17 protein-coding genes are annotated in these 21,689 nt (G+C 69.1%); 8 read left to right on the top strand and 9 right to left on the bottom strand.

The features are described from left to right. Window positions 1-134: 134 nt before the first annotated feature. The 5 genes from Q7S93_RS08420 to Q7S93_RS08400 form a co-directional block, all read right to left on the bottom strand. Window positions 135-1,046: a DUF6999 family protein gene (locus tag Q7S93_RS08420; RefSeq protein ID WP_304713437.1), complete on the bottom strand. Its 912-nt coding sequence runs from the start codon at window positions 1,044-1,046 to the stop codon at window positions 135-137. Beyond that, window positions 1,039-1,704 carry an iron-containing redox enzyme family protein gene (locus Q7S93_RS08415; protein WP_304713436.1) on the bottom strand — a complete coding sequence of 222 codons (666 nt, stop codon included), beginning with the start codon at window positions 1,702-1,704 and terminating at the stop codon, window positions 1,039-1,041. The genes Q7S93_RS08420 and Q7S93_RS08415 overlap by 8 nt, the downstream gene beginning before the upstream one ends. Then, entirely contained in the window at window positions 1,701-2,840 is a 1,140-nt protein-coding gene (locus tag Q7S93_RS08410; protein ID WP_304713435.1) for a beta-ketoacyl-ACP synthase III, read from the bottom strand. Before Q7S93_RS08410 ends, Q7S93_RS08415 begins: the two co-directional genes overlap by 4 nt. 156 nt (window positions 2,841-2,996) lie before the next feature. Next, complete coding sequence (gene rpsD / locus Q7S93_RS08405) at window positions 2,997-3,614, bottom strand: 30S ribosomal protein S4 (protein ID WP_304713434.1); 618 nt, start codon at window positions 3,612-3,614, stop codon at window positions 2,997-2,999. A 168-nt stretch (window positions 3,615-3,782) separates the two neighbouring features. Further along, on the bottom strand, window positions 3,783-4,469 hold the full coding sequence (locus tag Q7S93_RS08400; protein WP_304713433.1) for a ParA family protein: 687 nt from the start codon (window positions 4,467-4,469) through the stop codon (window positions 3,783-3,785). A 339-nt stretch (window positions 4,470-4,808) separates the two neighbouring features. On the opposite strand from Q7S93_RS08400, the gene bcsA reads away from it, so the two are divergent. Genes bcsA through Q7S93_RS08380 form a run of 4 tightly spaced genes read left to right on the top strand, consistent with a single transcriptional unit; the run spans window position 4,809 to window position 14,794 of the window. Then, window positions 4,809-9,167 carry a UDP-forming cellulose synthase catalytic subunit gene (gene bcsA, locus Q7S93_RS08395; protein WP_304713432.1) on the top strand — a complete coding sequence of 1,453 codons (4,359 nt, stop codon included), beginning with the start codon at window positions 4,809-4,811 and terminating at the stop codon, window positions 9,165-9,167. 50 nt (window positions 9,168-9,217) lie between these two features. After that, complete coding sequence (locus Q7S93_RS08390) at window positions 9,218-13,249, top strand: cellulose biosynthesis protein BcsC (RefSeq protein ID WP_304713431.1); 4,032 nt, start codon at window positions 9,218-9,220, stop codon at window positions 13,247-13,249. Next, window positions 13,246-13,731 (top strand): cellulose biosynthesis protein BcsD, encoded by a 486-nt coding sequence (bcsD, locus tag Q7S93_RS08385; RefSeq protein WP_304713430.1) that lies wholly within the window; start codon window positions 13,246-13,248, stop codon window positions 13,729-13,731. The genes Q7S93_RS08390 and bcsD overlap by 4 nt, the downstream gene beginning before the upstream one ends. Continuing rightward, window positions 13,721-14,794 carry a glycosyl hydrolase family 8 gene (locus tag Q7S93_RS08380; protein WP_304713429.1) on the top strand — a complete coding sequence of 358 codons (1,074 nt, stop codon included), beginning with the start codon at window positions 13,721-13,723 and terminating at the stop codon, window positions 14,792-14,794. The genes bcsD and Q7S93_RS08380 overlap by 11 nt, the downstream gene beginning before the upstream one ends. On the opposite strand, the gene Q7S93_RS08375 is transcribed toward Q7S93_RS08380, so the two are convergent. Together Q7S93_RS08375 and Q7S93_RS08370 are read right to left on the bottom strand one after the other, a co-directional pair. Beyond that, window positions 14,782-15,138, bottom strand: a complete 357-nt coding sequence (locus Q7S93_RS08375; protein WP_304713428.1) for a hypothetical protein — start codon at window positions 15,136-15,138, stop codon at window positions 14,782-14,784. The genes Q7S93_RS08380 and Q7S93_RS08375 overlap by 13 nt on opposite strands. A 184-nt stretch (window positions 15,139-15,322) precedes the next feature. Beyond that, entirely contained in the window at window positions 15,323-16,210 is an 888-nt protein-coding gene (locus Q7S93_RS08370; protein WP_304713427.1) for an SDR family NAD(P)-dependent oxidoreductase, read from the bottom strand. A gap of 114 nt (window positions 16,211-16,324) precedes the next feature. Between Q7S93_RS08370 and Q7S93_RS08365 the strand changes: the two genes are divergently transcribed. Next, window positions 16,325-16,759: a hypothetical protein gene (locus Q7S93_RS08365; protein ID WP_304713426.1), complete on the top strand. Its 435-nt coding sequence runs from the start codon at window positions 16,325-16,327 to the stop codon at window positions 16,757-16,759. Window positions 16,760-16,765: 6 nt separating this feature from the next. On the opposite strand, the gene Q7S93_RS08360 is transcribed toward Q7S93_RS08365, so the two are convergent. Beyond that, window positions 16,766-18,010, bottom strand: coding sequence for a DUF1254 domain-containing protein (locus tag Q7S93_RS08360; protein ID WP_304713425.1), 1,245 nt, complete (start codon window positions 18,008-18,010; stop codon window positions 16,766-16,768). 65 nt (window positions 18,011-18,075) lie between these two features. Further along, window positions 18,076-18,885: an RNA methyltransferase gene (locus tag Q7S93_RS08355; protein WP_304713424.1), complete on the bottom strand. Its 810-nt coding sequence runs from the start codon at window positions 18,883-18,885 to the stop codon at window positions 18,076-18,078. 64 nt (window positions 18,886-18,949) lie between these two features. Between Q7S93_RS08355 and bla the strand changes: the two genes are divergently transcribed. The 3 genes from bla (at window position 18,950) to Q7S93_RS08340 (ending at window position 21,682) form a co-directional block, all read left to right on the top strand. Continuing rightward, the gene (gene bla, locus Q7S93_RS08350) at window positions 18,950-19,963 is read left to right on the top strand and encodes a class A beta-lactamase (protein WP_304713423.1); all 1,014 of its coding nucleotides are present in this window, start codon (window positions 18,950-18,952) and stop codon (window positions 19,961-19,963) included. Window positions 19,964-20,065: 102 nt separating this feature from the next. After that, window positions 20,066-20,380, top strand: coding sequence for a hypothetical protein (locus tag Q7S93_RS08345; protein WP_304713422.1), 315 nt, complete (start codon window positions 20,066-20,068; stop codon window positions 20,378-20,380). Window positions 20,381-20,461: 81 nt separating this feature from the next. After that, a complete protein-coding gene (locus Q7S93_RS08340) occupies window positions 20,462-21,682 on the top strand; it encodes an NADP-dependent isocitrate dehydrogenase (protein WP_304713421.1) in 1,221 nt (406 codons plus the stop codon). Window positions 21,683-21,689 lie beyond the last annotated feature (7 nt).

The raw sequence follows: 21,689 nt of genomic DNA, 5'->3' as shown, positions 1-21,689 counted from the left end.
ACAGACCGGCCCCGTCAACAGGGTCGAAGCGTCTTCGGGTCGAATAGACCCAACAGCGACGTCAGTCGGCGCCTCAGCCCCCGATGTCATGGGAGGCTCCGACATAGTCCCGAGCCTTGAAGGCGGGTGTCGCCCTAGAGACCCGACAGGGGATTGCGGGGATCCAGCGGCAGGCCGGCGGCCTGCCTCTGCTTCAGCAGGCGAAGCCAGCCATGCAAGGCCTCGCAGTCGAGCCCGTGGAGCATCAGCCGCTGTCCCGCCTGGACCGTCGAGAGCGGGACCAGGGGGTGTCCATTCTTCACGAAGGACATGTGGTAGTCGGTCCCCAGGATCTTGCCGATATAGATGGCCACCGTCTCGTCGAGCTGGAGCGACTGGGCCGCGCGGATGAAATCGGCCCGCGGCAAGAGCAGCGCATAGAGCGGCGTATAGGCCTCGATCGCCGTCTGCACGTCGGCGAAGTTGAGCCGCCCCTTCGGCAGTTCGCCCAGCTCGAACGGTTCGTCCGAGATCATCGAGAAGTCGGGGCGCTCGACCGGCGCCAGGTCCCGCCCCTGGCCGCGCAGGCTGGCGCCCAGCTGGATGATGAAATTGAAGATGTTGAGGTCGTGCTGAAGAAAGACGTTGTCCTCCAGGTCCTTCAGCGTCCGCGGCCGCAGGGGAACGGTCTCGACCTCGACGGGACCGGCATTGCCCTTGATGAAAGCCAGCAGCTCGGTGCCCACATGAAAATGGCGCAGGATCAGGGTGTTGGCTTCCGGGGTGCAGAAGGTGCGCAGGCCCCAGTGGATCAGCCGGTGAAGGGCGCCGTTCAGGTTGGGATGGTGCGGTGAGATCCCCCGGACGATCTTCACCAGGATGAAGAAGACGAAGATCAGCGGGCGGCTGACCGGAAACAGCCACCGCCGCGACCAGGAGGCGTTGCCCATCAGCAGCGCCTTCTTGGCCTCCGGGGCGATCGGCAGGCCCTGGTCCAGATAGAGCGCCAGCCACGGGTTGGGGTCCCGCGGATCATAGGCTGACAGGTCGAAGGCCGCCTCAGTCACCGGTGATCTCCTCGATCTGCAGGGCGTAGAGCCGCGCGGTCACCCGGGCGGTCTTCACGATCTTCGCCGCCACCGCCGCATCGGGCAGGACCATGGCCAGCATGGCCTCGAACTCCTTGATGTGCTCGAGGTCGTTCTCCCCATGATAGAGCAGAAAGCGGAGCGCCTCGTCGGGCAGGCCGAGCCGCCGCTGGACCAGCCGGCCCCATTCGGCGGCCTTGATCGAGCCCAAGCCCTCGATGATCCACATGGCGCCCAGAAGGCCGAAGGGGTTGGGCCTGGACGCCTCATGGAACATCCAGGCCGAGAGCGCCTCGGATCCCAGGTTCTTCTCCGCGCCCTGGATCACCGCCAGGTCGCCGCCGGAGGTGACATAGTCGCCCTCCAGAAGCCGGAAGTCCCGGTGCTCGGTCACGGCGTGCCGCATCAGGGCGGAGCGAAGTTCCAGGTGGCGCTCATCGATATTGGACGCCGCCCGCGACATCCACAGCGCCCCATCGGCCACCTGCTGGCGCAGGCCGACCAGAAAGGCCTGATAGTCGGCCAGGTCGAAGCGGCCCCGGGTCAGCTTGCGGATCAGCGGCGTCTGTTCGAGCCGCCCCTCGAACTCCGTAAAAACAATCGTCAGCTGGCGCAGGACGTCCGGGACTCCGGTCATTCCACCGCCTCCAGCAGCATGAAACCCACCAGAGCGCGGCCGCTCTCAGGCACGACGCAGAGCACCTGCTGGCCGGGCGACAGGCGACCCGATCGCAGGAAGGCCTCCAGCATGACCCAGATCGAGGCCGAGCCCACATTGCCCACGGAGCTCAGATTGGAGAACCACCTGTCGCGGTCGATCATGCCGGCGGTGCTCTCCAGCAGGCCCTCGATCTCGGCCCGCAGGGACCGCGCCGAATAGTGGCAGAGCAGATGGTCGATCTTGGCGGGCTCGATCCTGCCGGCCTCCACCTTCTGCAGATAGACCCCGACCCAGGCGCGGATGACGCGCTTGAGCAGGTCGAAGTCCTGCAGCAGGGCGACGGCGCCCTGCGCATGGGCGGCGACCGGTCCGGCGAACGCCCAGGTGGACAGCGGGTCGGCGCGCGATTGCGGCGCGGCGCCGGCCCACATGCAGGGGTCAAAGCGATCGGCCAGCGAGATCAGGTCGATGAACCGCACCTTCAGGGACAGGCCGGAGGGACACGGGCTGGGCTCCATCACCACCGCCCCAGCGCCGTCCGAGAGGGTGAAGCGAAGATAGTCGGCCTCCGGTCGCAGCCGGCCCTTGGCGTCCACCAGGGCCGAGCCCTCATAGAAGGCGGGGCGGAACCAGCGCGACGAGAACTCGCTGGCGGCGGCGGCGGCGACGTCATGCTCGCCCGCCCGCACCGACAGCCAGGCCGACTTGGCCGCCATCAGGGCCGAACCGCAGACCGACTGGAAGCTCGCCACCTCCAGCGGCCCGCCCCCCAGCTCGCCATGCACATTGGAGCCGTGGCCGGGGACCAGATAGTCCCCCTGGGTGGTGGCGGTGGCCAGGAAGGTGAGATCCTGCGGGCTTAGCGCCGCCTGATCCAGGGCGGCGCGGACAGCATCGGCGCACATGGCGGCGTTGGAGGTGGTCGGCCGGCCCTCAGCGTCAAGGGCGTAGTGGCGGGTCTCGACGCCATTCCAGCGCAGGGCGCGACGCCCCAGGGCGCTGTCCCGGCCGCCGATCCGACCGATGTGATCCTCGATCGCGGCCGACGGCACAGGGGAGCCGGGCAGGTGCGCCCCGACCCCGGTGATGTAGACGTCGCGAAGCTCGTTCATGGCCCCTCGGCGAGGACAGACGCCACATGCGCCCGTGTGCGCAGGACTTATCAGGGTGATGCGCACGGGGGGCAACCGTCGCCACGGCCGGCAGGACAAAGGAAAAGGGCCCCGGATTGCTCCGAGGCCCTTCGATATCGCGGAATAGCCGGCGCCTTAGGAGGCGTAGAATTCGACCACGAGGTTTGGTTCCATCTTCACCGGATAGGGCACTTCGGCCAGTTCCGGGGCGCGGATGAAGCGAGCCGACAGGCCCTTGGCGTCGAGTTCGATATAGTCGGGAACTTCACGTTCGCCCGAAGCCTGGGCTTCCAGCACCAGGGCCATGTTGCGCGAGCGCTCGCGCACTTCGACCACGTCGCCGGGCTTGACCCGATAGGACGGGATGTTGACGCGCTTGCCGTTCACGGTCACGTGGCCGTGGTTCACGAACTGGCGCGAGGCGAACACGGTGGGCACGAACTTGGCGCGGTAGACCACCGCGTCCAGGCGCGATTCCAGCAGGGCGATCAGGTTTTCCGAGGTGTTGCCCTTGCGGCGCGCGGCCTCGGTATAGGTGCGGCTGAACTGCTTTTCGGTCAGGCTGCCGTAATAGCCCTTGAGCTTCTGCTTGGCGCGCAGCTGAAGACCGAAGTCGGAAACCTTGGACTTGCGGCGCTGGCCATGCTGGCCCGGGCCGTAGGACCGCTGGTTCACCGGCGACTTGGCGCGGCCCCAGATGTTCTCGCCCATACGGCGGTCGAGCTTGTACTTGGCGGAATGACGCTTGGTCATGAACACTCTTCATCATCGACACGGCCCGGCGCTTCCGAGAGTGGAGGCGCGATCTCAACGGCGGGGCCCGTATCACCCGTAATGGTCTTCGCACCGCGCAGTCGCCCGCCGGTGTGAAGGAGCGGTCTATGCCCACCGGGGCGGTGGGAGTCAAGGCGAGCGGCGGCGCTAGGGCCTAGCGGCCATGGCGGACAGAGCCATGGCGTCATTAGCCGGACGGGACGGAAGCTCACCCAGGACCTTCCGCCGCACGATCTCAGCCAAGGCCCGGACCTCGGCGGCGGCCTGGCCCCGGGGCTCCCATTCGGTGACCCCCTGTCCCTCCGACAGGGCCGACTGATAGGCCTGGCGCACCCGAAGGGGCGCGGCGGCCACGGGGACGCCGGCGAAGCGCAGGGCGTCCAGGGTCGAGGACACTTGGTTGGGTTCGCGGCCCTGCCGCGCCGAGGGACACTGGTTCAGGACGATCAGCCCGCTGGCCCGAAGCTGGCGCAGGAGTTCCAGGGTCTTCAGGGCCGCCGCCACATCGAGATAGGTGGGGCGGCTGACCACCAGGCAGAGATCGGCCACCTTGATGGCGGCGACGACGTCACCCTCCGGGGCGGCCGGCGTATCGATGATCAGCAGATCTCCGCCGCTGCGTCGGGAGGCCGTGGTCAGGGCGAACAGCTTGGAGGCCGAGGTCTCCACCACTGACAGGCTATGGGCCCGCAGCGCCTCACTGGAGGATCGCAGGGGATCGGCGTCGGCCAGTACGGCGCGAGCGCCCCGCTCGCGCAGCGCCGCCGCCAGATTCACGGCCACCGTGGTCTTACCGGCGCCGCCTTTGCGGGAAATGACTGCGATGGTCTTCATGATCGCCCCCGCCGAAACCCTAGGTCCAACTTATCCACAGGATCAAGACGTCCCCACGGGCGAGCCAGCGCCACCATTGCGGGCGCCGGCTCCCCAAGCTCCGATCAAGACGTGTATTTTGAGAGCGGGCCCTGCGGCTTCACGTCACGTTTACTATGTTCAGGAAGATGTCGATAACCATAATCGCAACAAGCTCAGCCGTACCATAAGTATCATATTGTCTGCGGTTGGCGATTTAACTGGTAACCCGACCCCAAGTCCCGACCAGTTCATTCCATAGCTCAAAATGAGCATTCACTTCGTCGCTTATTCTAAAGATGACGAAGTAAATTGCCGCTCATGAACGTTGCACGCGGTATCTTTTTGGGCGCGGCCCTGATCATCGGTCCCTTGGCCATGGGCGCGGCAATTTTCACCCCGCTGCCTCTCCAAGGTCAGATCATCTTCGGGATTGCGACCCTGGTGGCGGCCCTGATCCTCAGCCGCAACGCGTCCCGGGGCGCGACAATCGCCCTATGCCTGATCTCCCTGGCGATCAGCACGCGTTACATGGTGTGGCGCACCACAGAAACCCTGGACTTCCTCAATCCCCTGGGCGCCGTCCTGGGGATCGGCCTCTACCTGGCGGAGGTCTATGCCTGGCTGATCCTGGTGCTGGGCTATGTCCAGACCACCTGGCCCCTGCGGCGGCCGGTGCGGGCGCTCGGCGGCGGCCCGGCCGACTGGCCGAGCATCGACGTGATGATCCCCACCTATAATGAGAGCCTGCAGATCGTCCGGGACACGGTCCTAGCGGCCCTGGCCATGGACTACCCCCCCGAGCGATTCACCGTTCACCTGCTGGACGACGGTCGGCGGCCAGAGTTCAAGGCCTTCGCCGAAAGCGTCGGGGTCAATTACGTCACCCGCCCTGACAATCTCCACGCCAAGGCCGGCAACCTCAACAATGCGCTGAAGCAGACCCGCGCCGACCTGGTCTGCATCTTCGACGCCGACCACATTCCTACCCGCGCCTTTCTGCAGATGACGGCCGGATGGTTTCAGGAAGATGCGCGTCTGGCCCTGCTGCAGACACCGCACCACTTCTACTCCCCCGATCCGGTGCAGCGAAATCTGGTGACCATGAAGGACGTGCCGGACGAGGGCGCGCTGTTCTATGGGGCCGTACAGCCGGGCAACGACTTCTGGAACGCCGCCTTCTTCTGCGGTTCCTGCGCGCTGATCCGCCGGGCGGCCTTGGATGAGACCAACGGTTTCGCCGGTGAAACGGTCACGGAAGACGCCCACACGGCCCTGAAGCTGCAGCGCCTCGGCTGGAACACCGCCTATCTCGACATCCGCCTGGCCTCCGGCCTGGCCACCGAGCGTCTGGCCTTGCACATCGGCCAGCGGGCCCGCTGGGCCCGGGGCATGCTGCAGATCTTCCGCGTGGACAATCCGCTGTTCGGCCCCGGCCTGAGCCTGGGTCAGCGGCTTTGCTACGCCAACGCCATGCTCCACTTCATGTTTCCGCTGCCGCGCGTGGTGTTCCTGACCTCGCCGCTCGCCTTCCTGCTGTTGGGTCAGAACGTCATCCAGGCCGCCGCCTCGATGATCGCAGCCTATGCGGCGCCCCATCTGATCCTTTCGATCGGCGTGGCCAACCGCATCCAGGGCAAGGACCGCCGGGCCTTCTGGGGAGAGGTCTATGAGAGCCTGCTGGCCTTCCATCTGATCAAGCCGACGCTCCAGACCCTGATCGATCCCCGAAGAGGCAAGTTCAACGTGACCGACAAGGGCGGAATCCTGGAACGGGCCTATTTCGATATCCGCCTCATGTGGCCCCATCTGCTGGCGGCCAGCCTGCTGATCGCCGGCGTCGCCATGGGGTTCGGCAAGCTGGCCTGGCCCGATCGATACGAGGTCAACCTCGGAACCCTGCTGCTCAACACCACCTGGTCGGCCTTCAGCCTGCTGATCCTGCTGGTCGCCCTGGCGGTCGGTCGCGAAACGCGCCAGTTGCGAGCCTTCGTGCGGGTCGGCGCCCAACTGCCGGTGCGCCTGACCCTTCGCGGCGGCGAGGTGGTGGAGACCACGACGAGCGAAGTGTCCATGGGCGGCTTTTCCGCCCCGGCCGTGGGCGACGCCGTGACGGCCGAGAGCCTGGCGAGAACCGAAATTCTCTGCGGCGACCGGTGGGTCAACCTGCCGACCAAGGTGGTTGGCCCGCCTGGCCCCACCCTGCGGGCGCAGTTCCTCGACATCCCCCTGGACCAGCGGCGCGAACTCGTGGCCGCCGTGATGGGTCGCGCCGACGCCTGGCAGCCGGCCTCCAAGCCCCCGCCGGCCAACCCCTTCGCAGCGCTCCTCAGCATTCTCCAGGCCAGTCTCAGTCTGTTCCACCGGGGCGGCCACCGCCAGCCGGGACCTGCGCCGCAGCGCCCGTTGCGGCGGGCTCGATCCACGGGGGCGGTGGTGGCGCTCGCCGCCTGCCTGGGGGTGACCATGCAGGCCTCGGAGGCCAAGGCGCAGGATGCGAGCGCGCCGGCCCTGGCGGCCCAGCCCATGGCGGCGACGCCTGGACCCGGGGCGCAGACGCTCCGCCTGACCCTTCGAGATCTCGGCGTCGACCAACCCCTGCGACTGGTTTCAGTGGACGGCCAGGCCGGCATCCCGTTCCGCCTGGGCGCCGACGAGGTGGTCACCGGCGCGCGTCTGACCCTGGCCTATGCCCACTCCCCGGCCCTGCTGGAGGACCTCAGCCATCTCACCGTGCTGATCAATGACGAGGTCGTGGCCACCGCGCCCCTGGCGGCCAGCACGGCCGGCGGCGCCCGGTTGTCACTGGAGCTCAATCCAGCCCTGTTCCTGGTCGAGAACAGACTTAACCTGCGCTTCGCCGGCCACTACACCCGCGACTGCGAAGACCCGCTGCACTCCTCGCTCTGGGCGGTGATCAGCAACGCCTCAGTGCTGGAACTGGACATCGAGCGGCTGCCGGCGCCCCCCAACCTGGCGCGCTTTCCCGCGCCGTTTTTCGACAATGCCGACCGGCGCCTTGAGCTGCCCTTCGTGTTCGTCGGCGCGCCGGGACGCCAGGCGATCCAGGCCGCCGGGGCCCTGGCCTCCTATTTCGGTCTCCAGGCCAGCTATCGCGGTTTCCGCTTCCCGGTGCTCATCGATCAGCTTCCTGCCGGCGACGGTGTGGTGTTCGCCCTGGCCAACAGCGGGGCGCTCGGCCTTGAGCTGCCGCCGATCAATGGACCGACCGTGGCGGTGATCGCCAATCCGCTGGATACCAGCCGCCGCCTGCTGCTCGTCCTGGGCCGCGACCCGATGGAGCTGCGCCAGGCCGCCCTGACCCTGTCCCTCGGCGCCCCTGGCCTCAGCGGGGCCAGCGCGAGCCTCGGCCCGCCGACCGTTCCCACCCGCGCAGCCTATGACGCGCCGCGCTGGATCACCACCGAACGCCCCGTCAAGCTGGGCGAAATCATGGACCCGGCCCTGCTTCACGCCGATGGCCTGCCCCCAGGCCCGGTTCGGGCCTCGTTCCGCCTGCCGCCGGACCTGCTCTTCTGGCCGCAGAGCGCCGCGCCGCTCCGGCTACGTTACCGCTATCCCATGGGCCCCTGGATCGACCGGAGCGCCTCGCGCCTGGACGTGTCGGTGAACGGCCAGTACCTCCGCTCGCTGCGCCTGAACCAGGCCGCCGAGGCCGCGGGCTGGCGCCACCGCCTGTTGACGCCCTTCGTGCGCAACGAAACGACCATCAGCCTGCCGGCCTACAATCTGTTCGGCAGCAATGAGCTGCAGTTCTATTTCGACCTGAAGGCCCGCAAGACGGGCGCCTGCGAAGGCCAACTGCCCACCAATGTCCGCAGCGGCATCGATCCAGACACCGAGCTGGACCTGACCGGCGCCCACCACCTCACCAGCCTGCCCAACCTGGCCTATTTCGCCAGCGCCGGCTTCCCGTTCACCCGGATGGCCGACCTCGACCAGACCGTCGTGCTGCTGTCGGCGCGGCCGTCGCCAGCCGAACTGGGCGCATATCTCCATCTGATGGCCAGGTTTGGGGACGCCACCGGCGCGCCCGTCACCCGGGTCCACCTGGCGAGCCCCGACGACGTCGAAACGCTGCGCAACCGGGACATTCTGATGATCGGACCGTTGAGCCTGCTGGCCGAGAACGCTGATCTCAGCGCTGCTGCGCCTATAGAGATGGGCCAGGGGCGCCTGACCCTTCGGGTCCAGGACTGGGCGCGGCGGCTGTTCTCCACCTGGGGGACATTCATCGGCCGGGATGACGCCGACAGCCGCCAGCGCGCCGCGAGCCTGCTGGTCGAATCCGGCCCGTTCTCCGGCCTGATGAGCTTCGGCTCACCCTTTGGCCAGGGCCGCGTGGTTGTCGCCCTCCTCTCCGACAGGCCGGAACAGATCCTGGCCATCGCCCAGGGGCTGGACGATTCGGAGGTCAATGCGCGGGTGGCCGGGGACCTAGTGGTCGGCACTGGCGAGGGCCTGAACGCCTTCAAGGTCGGCGCCACCTTCCAGGCCGGCGACATGGCCTGGGGCTACCGGATCTTCTGGTGGCTGAGCCGCTATCCCGTTCTGATGGCCCTGGGGCTCGTCCTGGCCGCCATCATCGTTTCCGTCCCCCTGACGTTCGCCATGCGCCGCCACGAGCGCAGGCGCCTCGGAGCCATGGCCGACCAATGACCTTTCATCGCCTTTCCACTTGGCTGTTAGCTGGCGCGGCGGGCGTCGCCTTGGCCGTCGCCGCGCCCGCATCGGCTCAGACCTCGCAGGAGGCGGTCGCCACCCTTGTCCGCCAGGCCGCCTTCTGGCGCGAGCGCGGGCGGGCCGATCTCGCCCAGCAGGCCCTGGAGCGCGCCCTGGTCGCCGATCCGCGGAACGCCGACGCCCTGGCCGCCCTGGCCCGCTACGCCGCCGAGGATGGCGACGCCGCCACCGCCCAACGTTGGGCGGCGCGCCTGCGGGCGGCCGCGCCCAACGATCCGCGCTTGGCGACCCTGGCCCAGGGCGCCCAACGCCGGCAAGCCGAAGCCCGGGATCTGCCCGAGGCCCGCCGACTGGCCCAGGCCGGCCAGACCCAGGCCGCCGTCGCCGCCTATCGCCGCGCCTTTGGCGGCGGTTCGCCCCCGCCGGCCAATGCCCGTGAGTTCTATGAGACCTTGGCGGGCTTGCCATCCGGCCGCGACGAGGCCATCCGCGGCCTCAAGGGCCTGGCCGACGCCAGTCCCCAGGACGCGGGCCTGCAACTGGCCTATGCCCGCGCCCTGACCTACGCCGAGTCCAGCCGCCGGGATGGCATCGCCCGCCTCGCGCGGCTGGCCGTCGGCAGCGGCCAGACGGCGACGGCTGCGGCCCAGGCCTGGCGCCAGGCGCTGCTCTGGCTCGGCGCCGCGCCCCGTGACGCCGGCCTGTTTGAAGCCTATCTCAGCGCCCGCGGCGCCGACGCCGAGGTGTCACGCAAGCTCGCCCAGGCGCGTGAGTCCCGCGCCGTCGCCCAGGCCGCCGTCGATCCCGTCGCGATTGAGCGGACCCAGGGTTTCGCCGCCTTGGAGCGCGGCGACACCGCCGACGCCGAGGCGCGGTTCCAGACCGTCCTGGCCAGCCGGCCCAACGACGCCGACGCCCTGGGCGGGTTGGGCCTGGTTCGCCTACGGGCTGAAAGCTTCACCGAAGCCGAGGAGCTTCTGCGCCGGGCGAGCGCCGCGGCGCCGGCGAGCGCCCAGCGCTGGCGCGAGGCCCTCGCCTCGGCCCGCTTCTTCTCCGGGCTGCGTCAGGCCCAGGCTGCGCTGGACGCGGGCGACTATGGCCGCGCCCAGACCCTGGCCCAGGCCCTGGAAGCGCCCCGTCCCCAGGACGCCGCCCTGGCCTGGTCGGTCCTGGCCGAAAGCCTTCGGCAGGCCGAGCGCTGGGCCGAGGCCGAAACAGCCTATCGCCGGCTGCTGACGGCGACGCCCAACGACGCCGACGCCCAGGTGGGCCTGCTGGAGTCCCTGCTTGCTCAGGACAAGACCGAAGAAGGCTTCACCCTGGCCAACCAGCTGAGCGCGGCCGGCGTCGCGCCGGCGCGGCTGAACCAGATCCGGGCCGCCGTCGAACACCGGCGCGGCGAACGTTTCTGGGCGCAAGGGGACACCGCCAGCGCCCAGAGCGCCTTCCAGACCGCCCTGGCCCTTCGGCCGACCGACCCCTGGATCCGCTACGACTACGCCCGCTTCCTCGACGCTCAGGGCCAGGCCGGCGCGGCTCTTGGCCTGATGGCCGGCGCCGAAGCCCACGGGGACGCCGAGAGCCTGTACGCCGCAGCCCTCTTCTCCGACCAGCAGGGCCGCGGCGACCAGGCGCTGGCCCTCCTGACCCGCATTCCTGCCGCCGCACGCACCTCGGAGATGAGCCTGTTCGCCCAGGGCCTGGAGACCCGCGTCGCCATCGCCCAACTCAGCGAGGCCGCCGCCAGCGGCCAGGCCTACGCCGCCGTGCCCGCCTTGCGGGCCTATGCCTCCCGCGCCGACCTGGCGACCTCTCTGCGCGGCCAGGTGGCGGAGGCCCTCTACACCGCGGGCGATCAGGGTCAGGCCCTGGCCATGGCCCAGGCGGCCCTGATCGCCGAGCCGGAGGACGATCCAAGCGCCTACCGCGGCTTTGTCGTCGTGCTGGCCAAGGCCGGCCGCGACGTGGAGGCGGCCAGCCTGATTCGCCGCATCTCCCTGGAAGGCGCCCAGACTCCGGCGGCCCGCCGCAGCCTGGCCGAACTGGGGGCGACCCTGGGGACGGAGCGGGCCGAGCGGCTGCGCCTGGCCGGCGATCTGGCCGGGGCGTTCGACGCCCTGTCCCAGGCCTACGCCCTGGCCCCTCAGGATCCCGATCTCCTGGCCAGCCTGGGCCGGCTCTACCAGAGCGGCCAGATGTATGGACCGGCGGCCGATGTCTTCGAAGCCGCCCTGCGCCTTCGCCCCAACGATCCCGGCGCGCTCAGCGGCCTGGCCGAGGCCGCCCTGGCCCAGGGGGACCACGCCCGCGCCCGGCGCACCGTACGCCAGGCGATCGGCCAGGCGCCGGAGAATGTGGAGCTCCTGGTCCTCCTCTCGCAGGTGGAGCAGGCGGCGGGCGACCGGCGTGCGGCGCTGCGCGCCCTGGAGCAGGCCCGCGACATCCGCGAACGGCAGATGGCCGCCCGCGGGTCCGCGCTTCTGCCCGGCGGCGTGGGGGCTGGCGGCGGCGGGCTTGGCCCCAACCCCTTCGCCCGCAACCTGACCTCGCCCCTCTCGGCGGCGACGCCGGCCTGGGCGGCTGCGGCGCCGGCATCGCCGTCGGTCCTGGCCTCGGCCTATCCGTGGGCGAGCGCGATCGCCCTGCCCTCGCCGGCTGCGACCCAGATGGCGGCGCTGCAGCCTGCTGCGGCTCCGGCGGATGGCGGACTCTACTGGCCAGCCCCGACCGCGGCTCCTGCCCAAGCGCCTGCTGCGACCGCCCCCTGGGGCGCCGCCGCGCCCGTTCAGCCGGCCTGGCCCGGGGCGAGCCCGCAGGCGCCGACGGCGTTCAACCCCTTCGCCGTTCCGCAACAGGCCGCGAGGGCCTTGCCGGCGCCGGGCGGCCAGGACCGCGTGCTCAACGCCATCGACCAGCAGATCGCCGAGCTCAGCCGGCGGGCCGCGCCGCAGATCACCGGCACGATCAGTCTGCGGGCGCGTTCCGGCGAGGCGGGTTTAAGCCAGCTCAATGAACTCAAGGCCCAGGCCAGCATCTCGACGCCTCTGATCGGCTCGGGCCGCCTGGCCCTGGTGGTCGAGCCCGTCACCCTGGACGCCGGGGCCGCCAGCGCCGACAGTCTTGCCCGGTTCGGAGCCAACCCCATCCTGGCCGCCGACGCGGTCTTCGGGGAATACGATCCGCAGCTCATCGATCCCGGCGCCCAGACCGCCAGCGGCGCGGGGGTGTCCGTCAGCTACACCAGCGGGACCTTCGCCCTGGACCTGGGAGTGACGCCCCTGGGCTTTGGACGGTCCGACGCTGTCGGCGGCGTGCGCTGGACGCCGCAGTTGGCCGAAGGTCTGGAGGCCCGCCTCTGGGCCGAGCGACGGGCCGTGACCGACAGCCTGGCCGCCTATGCCGGCGCCAAGGACCCGGTCACCGGCCAGGTCTGGGGGGCGGTGCGGCGCACGGGAGCCGGTGTGGGCTTCGCCTACGAACAGGACATCGCCGGTGTCTATGCCGATGTCGCCGCCAGCCGATATGAGGGCCTGCTCACCGCCGACAACGAGAGCTACCACGTCAATGTCGGCGCCTATGTCCGCCCCTATGCGAGCGATGAGACCCAGGTCCAGATCGGGGTGAACCTGAACCATCAGGCGTTCGACAACAATCAGAACCGGTTCAGCCTGGGCCACGGGGGGTATTTCAGCCCCCAGCAGTTCACCAGCGTGGCCCTGCCGATCAGCCTGCGCAGCGCGCGCGATCCGTGGCGGCTCGAAGTCGCCCTGACGCCGGGCTATGAGACCTATCGCGAGGACTCCGTCGCCTACTTCCCCGACGATCCCGCCCTGCAGGGCCAGATGGCCTTCTATGCCGGGGAGACCCGAGAGGTGAGCGCCTTCTATCCGAGCCGAAGCCAGAGCGGCTTTGGGTTCTCGGCCGCCGCCAAGCTCGAATACGACCTCAGCGCAGCCGCGGTGCTCGGGCTTGAAACCGGCTTCAGCGGGTTCGGCGACTACGACGAGACCCGCGCGAGCGTCTATCTGAAACAAACTCTCGGGAAAGGCGTCCCATGAGCGATACGCAGACCATCATCCCTGCGGCCGAAACCCAGCAGCTCAACGAGGCCTATCTTTCGGCCCGCCGTTGCAGCGTCCAGTGGCGCGCCTTCCTGGCGGCCCTGGCGGTGGAGTTGCACGTGGGCGCCGAGCGCGAGGAAGTGCTGGGGTTTCTCCGCGCCGTCGGCCGGCGCATGGCGGGGCGCCTGCCTTTGTCCCCCAAGGACACCCTGCCCGAACTCGAGGCCGCCATGAATGACATCTGGAGCCAGGTGGACTGGGGCTGGACACGTCTGCGCCCCATCGACGAAGGCATCGCCATCGTCCATGGGGCCTACCCAACGGCCTTCGAGACCGATGGGATCATGTGGTCGGCCGGCGCCGCCGCCGTGCTCGAGGGCGTGTACGCCGCCTGGTTCGAGGCTCAGGGCAGCCCCCTCACCACCCTGAGGCGGATGTCGGACTCCGCCATGCCCCTGGAATTCCTGCATGGCCGATAGGGCGCGCGCGCAGGGCGGGCTCTGGACCCGACGCCGCACCCTGCTGGCCAGCGCCGGGCTGCTGGCGGGCGGCGGCCCTCCGCTGGTGGCCTGCGCCCGCGCGCCCGAGGCTGTGATGTGGGACGCTTTCAAGGGGCGTTTCCTCGCCGCCGACGGACGCATTCTCGACACCACCGGCGGCGGCGTGAGCCACACCGAAGGGCAGGGATTTTCCATGTTCCTCGCCGCCAGCCATGACGACCGCCCAGCCTTCGAGCTGATGTGGAACTGGACCCAGGCTCACCTGGCTCGACGCCAGGACGGCCTGTTCAGTTGGCGCTATGATCCCCGGGCGCCGGAGACCGTGGCCGACCTCAACAACGCCACCGATGGCGACATCTTTATCGCCTGGGCCCTCCTACGGGCTGGGCGGCGGTGGGGCGAGCGCCGCTACATCCAGGCCTCAGGCCGAATCCAGAAGGCGATTAAGCGACATCTGGTGACGGAGATCGCCGGGCGGCGATTGCTTTCGCCGGGGCTGGAGGGCTTTCGCACGGACGACTACCTTACGTACAACCCGTCCTATTTTGTCGCGCCTGCGCTCCAGGCCTTCCAGGGGGCCGGTCCTCAAGAGGGCTGGTCCCGCATCATCAGCGACGGCCTCGCCGAGGCTCGGGCCGCGCGCTTCGGCGAGCCGAGGCTGCCCGGGGACTGGACCCGGCGGACGTCCGACGGTCAAAGCGTCCTGGAACCGACGCGGCCGCCGAGGTTCGGGTTCGACGCCATCCGGGCGCCCTTCTATCTGGCATGGGCGGGGCTACGCGACCACCCGCAGGTCCAGGCCGCCGCTGCGTTCTGGCGGCCCTATCTCGAGGCGAACACAGCGCCGCCGGCCTGGGTCGATCTCAACACCGGCGAAACGGCCGATTTTCGCATGTCCCTTGGCGCGACCGCCATGGCGCGCTTTGTGGCCGACCCCGAGCGATCACCGAACCCGCACGGCCAGGGCGTGCATGAGGAAGACTATTATTCTGCGGTGCTTGAACTGCTCGCCAGCGTCGCGCGGGCCGATCAGTCGGCGTAACGGCGGAACAGTTCGCTCAGACGTTCGCCCGACGCCCCCTCGCTCGCGCTACCGTCCTTGGCGTAGCGGCGGAAAAGCGTACGAGGCGCCTCTTCCTGCTCCGGGGCAGGCCGCGCATAGACCAGGGCGGGCCGCGACCGCTCCGGGGGTTCGCTGGCGGCGGCCATGGCTTCGATCACCGGGTCTGGGTCCTGGGCCTCCGACGCCGCCGGCGCCTCAAAGACGGCCGCCTCAACGAGGGGCGATTCCACCGGCGCACCGAGGATCTCAGGCCGGCTGAACACCTGGTAGGTGATCCCGGTCTGGTTGATCCGCTTCAGCAGGCTGTTAACGTCGTTGGGCATGTTGCACCGCACAAATTCGGGTCGCTCACATAGCCGAAGTACGCGTCTTCTCCCCATTAGTGAAGAGCGATGGCGTTGATTTTCACGGGCTTTTATAAGCTTTTTTGCGTTTCAGGGGACCCCAGGATGATCCCCCGACCGCAAGCAATCTCAGGTGGCGCCGCACCATGACGTTAAGTAAGACTCAGGCGCGCACGCCGCCATCCACGCGCAGATCCTCGCCCGTGACATAGCTGGCGGCGCTGTCGGCGAGGTACATGACGGCGTGGGCGATCTCCTCGGGCTGGCCGGCGCGGCCGGCCGGGGTGCGGGCGCCGGAGGCCTCAGCCGCGCCGCCGCCCATCATCGGCGTGTCGATGGGGCCCGGCGAGACGGCGTTCACCCGGATATTGTCGCCGGCCACCTGCAGGGCGGTGGAGCGGGTCAGGCTCAGCACGCCGGCCTTGGACAGGGCGTAGGACATGATGGGACCAGAGCCCACATAGCCCATGACCGAGGCGGTATTGATGATCGATCCGCCGCCCCGGGCCTTCATGGCCGGGATTTCGTGGTTGGTGCAGCGGATCACGCCTTCGAGGTTGGTGGCCATGATGTCGTTGTGGACCGCCCAGTCGAACCCAGCGCCCATGTCGCCGGCCCGCCCCGCGATCCCGGCGTTGTTGAAGGCGATGTCGAGGCCCCCAAACGTCTCGACGCAGGCCGCCACCAGGGCGGCCACATCGGCCTCGACCCGCACGTCGGCGCGGCGATAGACCGCTTCGCCGCCGGCCGCCCGGATCTCGGCCTGCGCCTGCGCGCCCAGGGCCTCTCGCCGACCGCAGAACATCACCTTGGCGCCCTCAAGCGCGAAGGCCTTGGCGGTGGCCCGGCCAATGCCGGAGGTGGCGCCGGTGATCAGCACCACCTTGCCGGTGAAGCGACCATCCCGGGCCATGGCGGTGGCGCCCTCTGGCGGCGTCCTGAGGTCGGCGGCGGCGGCTGACTGAGCGGCCGATCCGGCGGCCATGGCGGCGAGGCCCGCCCCACCGGCGATCAGGGCGCGGCGCGACGGCGTCGTTTCGGAATGGGCCATGTCATCCTCCAGAAGTCGGGCGGCTACCGGCGGGATCGCCGCGACGCCTTCGTCTTGCCGCCTCACTGGACGACGTTCTCTCATCATGGGGCACGGCCGGCCGAAGCGGCAACCTTGGCCCGCTTCGCTCATTCCACCTCGATGAAGCAGAGTCTCGGTTTCCGCCGCCTGGCGCCTTTGGGCGCGGCGGCTCTCCTCCTGTCAGGCTGCCTGATGTCGATCCCCGACGACATGGAGACCCCCAGCCCGGACGGTCAGTTCGTGCTCGATGTCGCCTTCACCGGGGGCGGCCTGACCCTACGCACCGGCCTGGGGGCCGAACTCAGCCTGCGCCATGTGAGCGGCGCGGAAACCACCTTCGCCACCCTGGCCTCGGTTCGCAGCCTGGGGATCGCCTGGACGGGCGCACGCACCCTGCGGATCTGCGCTGAGGACGCCGAGCCCGTCGATGACGCCTCGGTGGTGGTGGAGACGCCGGCCGGCCCGGAGACCTTCATCGTCACCTATGCCTGCCCCGCCCAGCCTACGCCCGAAGGCTTCCAGGGTTAAGACGTCTCAGACCGCTTCGACCGGCGGCAGGCGATAGGCGCCGTCCAGCAGTTCCGGCCTGGGCAGATAGGTGCGCATGAACAGCGCGAAGGGGCCGGCCGGCGCCGGCAGCCAGTTGCCCTGCCGATCCTCGCCCGGGCTTTCGCTGCCGATCCAGATGTCGAGGGAGCCGTCGTCGTTATAGGTCAGGCCCGGGGTGCGATCGCCGATGGCGTAGCGGTCCAGGGGATTGTCGGCGAAGAAGAACTGCCCGTCCTCGGTGGCCTCATAGAGGCTCAGCGACCAGAAGGAGTTGACCGGCGGCAGGCGATCGGCGGGGAAGTGGAGCCGGTAGGCCTTCAGCCCGTCATAGAGCCCCCGGGGCTGGTCGCCGCGAGCGCGCATATACAGCGCCTCCACCGGCGGCAGGGCGGCCAGGCCCCCCAACGCCACGGTTGCCCGATAGTGATAGTTCTGCCCGAAGTCGCCCAGCGTCGCGCTGGGATAGGACCAGCCGTCGATGAAGTGGTCGCCGGTCAGGCCGCCCCGGCGCACCGCCACCCGGGCCTCGGCCAGGCCCGCCTCGATCTCGGCGACCTCAGCCTGCGAAAACCGTGCGGGATCAAAGCCGGTCTCCAGCCCCAGGGCCGCGATCTCCTCCAGAAGGGCGCGGTCGGTCACCGGCGGCGGATTGGCCTTCATGAGATCGGCGAGAGCGGCGAAATAGTCCTGCCAGGACGCGCTGCGCTTGACGGCCGGCGGCGGAGCCGGGGCCGCCGGCCCCTGGATCGCCAGGCCCGACTGCACCTGCTGCGCAGCCTCCAGGTCGTCTGGCCCATAGACCACCACCCGCCCCAGCGCCCAGACGTGGTTGGTGGGCGCGCGGACCACATGGCGGCCTTCGGCCGCCTCGTTGGGACCCACCAGGGTGAAGGTTCCACCGTTGGGCCCGGTGGTGCGGGTCCCCAGGATCGCGAAATTGTTGGTGTAGGCGTCCATCAACGCCAGGGAGAAGTAGCGCTCGCCCGTGGCAGGCAGGGTCAGGGTCACCGGCCCCTGGGACAGGTCCAGCTGGGCCGAGGAATAGAGGGTGTCGTTGTTGGGCGTGGTCACCGCCCGGTGCTTGGGCGTGGCCAGCTTGCGCACATGGGCGATGGTGTTGAGGCTCTGGCCGAAGGATAGGCCCCGCGCCCGGGTCGCGGCGATCTCAACCAGCGGCAGGCCATAGAGCCACGCCTTCATGGCGGCCGTCTTCAAATCCGTTCCCGACATGGCGCTCTCCCCGACCGCAGATAGGTTATCATTGATCTCTTATGATCGTGGAAGGCGTCCCGGCGTCAAGTCTCCGAGCCGGCCGGATCGCCCCCGGCTTCCCGCTCGGCCTTCTCTCGGGCGAGCTTGTCGAGAACCCGGCCGCGGCCGCGGGAGAGCGCGGTGACCACCCCGCGGAAGGTGCGCACCTCCTGGTCGCTGAAGCTCGCCCGACCCAGGGCCGAGCGGAGATTGTGGACCATCGACGGCCGCTTTTCCGGCGGATGGAAGAAGCCGGCGGCGTCCAGCTCGGCCTCCAGCTGGCCATAGAGGCCCATCATCGCGGCCTGGGCGGCCGGCTCCGGTCCGTCCCGGAACCGCGGCGGCGGCCCTGAGGCCTGGGTCATCCGCCACTCATAGGCGTTGATCGCCACGGCCTGGGCAAGATTGAGGGAATGGAAGCGCGGATCGACCGGCACGGTCACCACCGCCTGACAAAGGGCGACCTCGGCGGTCTCCAGCCCGGCCCGTTCGGCCCCATATAACAGGCCCACCTTCTGACCGGCGGCCACGGCGGCGGCCAGCTCTGCGGCCGCCTCCCGCGGGGTGATCACCGGGAGTTGCAGCTCCCGCGGGCGCGCCGTGGTGGCGAAGACCAATTGCAGGTCGCCCACCGCCTCGGCCACGCTGCCGCAGACCTTCGCCCCATCCAGCGGCCAGTCGGCGCCAGACGCCGAGGCCCAGGCCCGGTCCTGGGGCCAGCCATCGCGGGGATTGACCAGCCGGAGGTCCTCCAGGCCGAAATTGGCCATCACCCGGGCGCAGGCCCCGATGTTCTCGGCCAGCTGAGGGGCGGACAGGATAATGGTTGGTGCAGGGGGCGAACTTGCGGTCATGTGGCGTTTTCAGTCTGAGCGACGATGCGCGCAACCCCCTCGCCCATTGTCCGGAGCCTTGCCGATGCATCGTCTCGTCCTTCTGGCCGCCGTCCTGCTTGTCGCGGCCTGCGAACCGGGCATGCCTCAGACCGTCTCCACCACCCCGCGCCTCGACGCCGAACGGCTGGATGAGACAGCGGCCGAACTGACCGCCCGCGCCGCCCCCGGTCGTCTGGGGGCCGCGGTGATGAACCTGGAGAGCGGCGAACTCTGGGCGATCAAGGGCAGCGACCGCTTCCCGATGCAGAGCGTCTTCAAGGCGCCCCTGGCCGCCGCCGTCCTGGCCGAGGTCGATGCGGGTCGTCTGGACCTGGATGAAACCATCACCCTGACGGACGAAGACATCTCGCCCCCCTTCAGCCCTGTGGCCGACGCCTATCCCGGCCGCCGGGACTATACGGTGGCCGAGCTTCTGACCCTGAGCGCCGGCGCCAGCGACAACACCGCCGCCGACGTGTTGATGCGGCGGATCGGCGGCCCGGGCGCCGTCACCGCCTGGCTGCGCGCCCGGGACATCCGCGACATGCGGGTCGATCGTTATGAGCGTCAGCTTCAGCCCGAGATCGCGGGGATGGACTCCTTCCGCCTGGCCTGGAAGGGCGAAGCCGCCTATCGCGCCGCCCTTTTGGCCGTGCCGCCAGCCGAGCGTCAGGCCGCAACAGAGGCCTATCTGAGCGACCCACGGGACACGACCACGCCCCGCGAGGCCCTGCTCTTCCTGGCCAAGCTCGCCCGGGGGGAGCTGCTGTCTGAGGCCTCCACGGCCCGCCTGTTGCAGATCATGGGCGAAACGACCACCGGCCAGGCGCGTCTGGCGGCCGGCCTGCCTTCGGGCGCGCGCCTGGCCCACAAGACCGGCACGGCCCGCACGGACCTGGGCATGAACCCCGCCACCAACGACATCGGCATAATCACCCTGGAGGATGGCCGGCAGTATGTGATCGCCGTCTTCCTCTCAGGCGCCCGCCTGGCGGACAACGAACGCGAGGCGATCTTCGCCGACCTGGCCCGCAGCGTGGTCGGCGCCGTCGGCTGACGCCTTCGGGCTTCCCTTGGGTCACGCCTCCAGGCGCCGAATCGATCCGACCAGCAGACGCGAGCGGGACCCCGGTCCATAGAGGCGAACGCCGGTCGGCCGATGGCGCTCAAGGCGCTGGATCAGATTTTCCTGCGCCGGATGAAGCCCCAACGCCCGCAAGGCCGTAACCATGGCGCCGCCCAGGGTCATGGGCGCGATCGTGAGGATCAGTTCCTGACCGCCGTCTGGGGCGAAGTCATGGATTTTACTGACTTGTCCGCGCAGACGCCCACGCCCGTCAGGGGACTCGAAGTCCCACGGCTCCGCCACCAGTACGAGGACTGGGGCGCCAATCAGGCCGAGTGGGGGGGCTTCGGCACGCACGCGGCTTTAACTAGAACGCCCATGCGACGTTCCCATGTCGGCCATCTTTGACGCCGTCGTGGCTTTGCGCACCGGCGCAGGCCTTGTATACGGCCTCAACCCCTCAATTCCGCCACGGAGCGCGCCTCGCCTATGGCCAAGATCAAAGTCGCCAATCCCGTCGTCGATATCGACGGGGACGAGATGACCCGGATCATCTGGAAGATGATCAAGGACAAGCTCATCTTCCCCTATCTCGATCTCGACATCGCCTATTACGATCTGGGCATCGAGTATCGGGATCAGACCGACGACAAGGTCACGGTCGAGGCCGCCGAAGCCATCCAGAAGTACGGCGTCGGCATCAAGTGCGCGACCATCACGCCGGACGAGGCCCGGGTCGAGGAGTTCGGCCTCAAGCAGATGTGGCGTTCGCCCAACGGCACCATCCGCAACATCCTCGGCGGCGTGGTCTTCCGCGAGCCGATCATCTGCAAGAACGTCCCGCGCCTGATCCCCGGCTGGACCCAGCCGATCATCGTCGGCCGCCACGCCTATGGCGACCAGTACCGGGCCACCGACTTCCTGGTGCCCGGCAAGGGCAAGATGACCATCCGCTGGGAAGGCGAGAATGGCGACGTCATCGAGCGCGAGGTGTTCGACTATCCGGGTTCGGGCGTGGCCATGGCCATGTACAATCTGGACGACTCGATCCGCGAATTCGCCGAGGCCTGCCTGGCCTATGGCCTGAACCGCAACTATCCGGTCTATCTGTCGACCAAGAACACCATCCTCAAGGCCTATGACGGGCGCTTCAAGGACATCTTCGCCGAGGTCTATGAGGCCAAGTACGCCGAGAAGTACAAGGCCGCCGGCATCGTCTATGAGCACCGCCTGATCGACGACATGGTCGCCTCGGCCCTGAAATGGTCCGGCGGCTTCATCTGGGCGGCCAAGAACTATGACGGCGACGTCCAGTCCGACCAGGTGGCTCAGGGCTTCGGCTCGCTGGGCCTGATGACCTCGGTGCTGATCACCCCGGACGGCAAGACCCTCGAGGCCGAGGCCGCCCACGGGACCGTCACCCGTCACTATCGCCAGCATCAGCGCGGCGAGAGCACCTCGACCAACTCCATCGCCTCGATCTTCGCCTGGACGCGGGGCCTGGAGCACCGGGCCAAGCTGGACGGCAACGAGGCCCTGGCCAAGTTCGCCAAGACCCTGGAAGAGGTCTGCGTCTCCACCGTCGAAAGCGGCTCGATGACCAAGGACCTGGCCCTGCTGGTGGGCGACACCCAGGGCTGGCTGACCACCGAAGGCTTCATCGACAAGGTGGCGGTCAATCTCGACAAGGCCCTGTCGGCCCAGGCCTAGGCGAGAC

Origin of the sequence: Phenylobacterium sp. (genome assembly GCF_030646615.1) — a bacterium.
GTDB lineage: Bacteria > Pseudomonadota > Alphaproteobacteria > Caulobacterales > Caulobacteraceae > Phenylobacterium.
Note: the sequence above shows the minus strand (reverse complement) of the source record. Positions and strands in the feature narration are given on the sequence as shown.

Bases quoted from the DNA above. Each gene is read 5' to 3' on its own strand.
- Q7S93_RS08345 (WP_304713422.1), top strand. From the start codon at position 20,066: ATGGCGCTCAAGGCGCTGGATCAGATTTTCCTGCGCCGGATGAAGCCC.
- Q7S93_RS08400 (WP_304713433.1), bottom strand. From the start codon at position 4,469: ATGAAGACCATCGCAGTCATTTCCCGCAAAGGCGGCGCCGGTAAGACC.
- Q7S93_RS08360 (WP_304713425.1), bottom strand. From the start codon at position 18,010: ATGTCGGGAACGGATTTGAAGACGGCCGCCATGAAGGCGTGGCTCTAT.
- Q7S93_RS08370 (WP_304713427.1), bottom strand. From the start codon at position 16,210: ATGGCCCATTCCGAAACGACGCCGTCGCGCCGCGCCCTGATCGCCGGT.
- bcsD (WP_304713430.1), top strand. From the start codon at position 13,246: ATGAGCGATACGCAGACCATCATCCCTGCGGCCGAAACCCAGCAGCTC.
- Q7S93_RS08410 (WP_304713435.1), bottom strand. From the start codon at position 2,840: ATGAACGAGCTTCGCGACGTCTACATCACCGGGGTCGGGGCGCACCTG.
- Q7S93_RS08355 (WP_304713424.1), bottom strand. From the start codon at position 18,885: ATGACCGCAAGTTCGCCCCCTGCACCAACCATTATCCTGTCCGCCCCT.
- Q7S93_RS08375 (WP_304713428.1), bottom strand. From the start codon at position 15,138: ATGCCCAACGACGTTAACAGCCTGCTGAAGCGGATCAACCAGACCGGG.
- Q7S93_RS08380 (WP_304713429.1), top strand. From the start codon at position 13,721: ATGGCCGATAGGGCGCGCGCGCAGGGCGGGCTCTGGACCCGACGCCGC.
- bla (WP_304713423.1), top strand. From the start codon at position 18,950: ATGCATCGTCTCGTCCTTCTGGCCGCCGTCCTGCTTGTCGCGGCCTGC.
- bcsA (WP_304713432.1), top strand. From the start codon at position 4,809: ATGAACGTTGCACGCGGTATCTTTTTGGGCGCGGCCCTGATCATCGGT.
- Q7S93_RS08340 (WP_304713421.1), top strand. From the start codon at position 20,462: ATGGCCAAGATCAAAGTCGCCAATCCCGTCGTCGATATCGACGGGGAC.
- rpsD (WP_304713434.1), bottom strand. From the start codon at position 3,614: ATGACCAAGCGTCATTCCGCCAAGTACAAGCTCGACCGCCGTATGGGC.
- Q7S93_RS08415 (WP_304713436.1), bottom strand. From the start codon at position 1,704: ATGACCGGAGTCCCGGACGTCCTGCGCCAGCTGACGATTGTTTTTACG.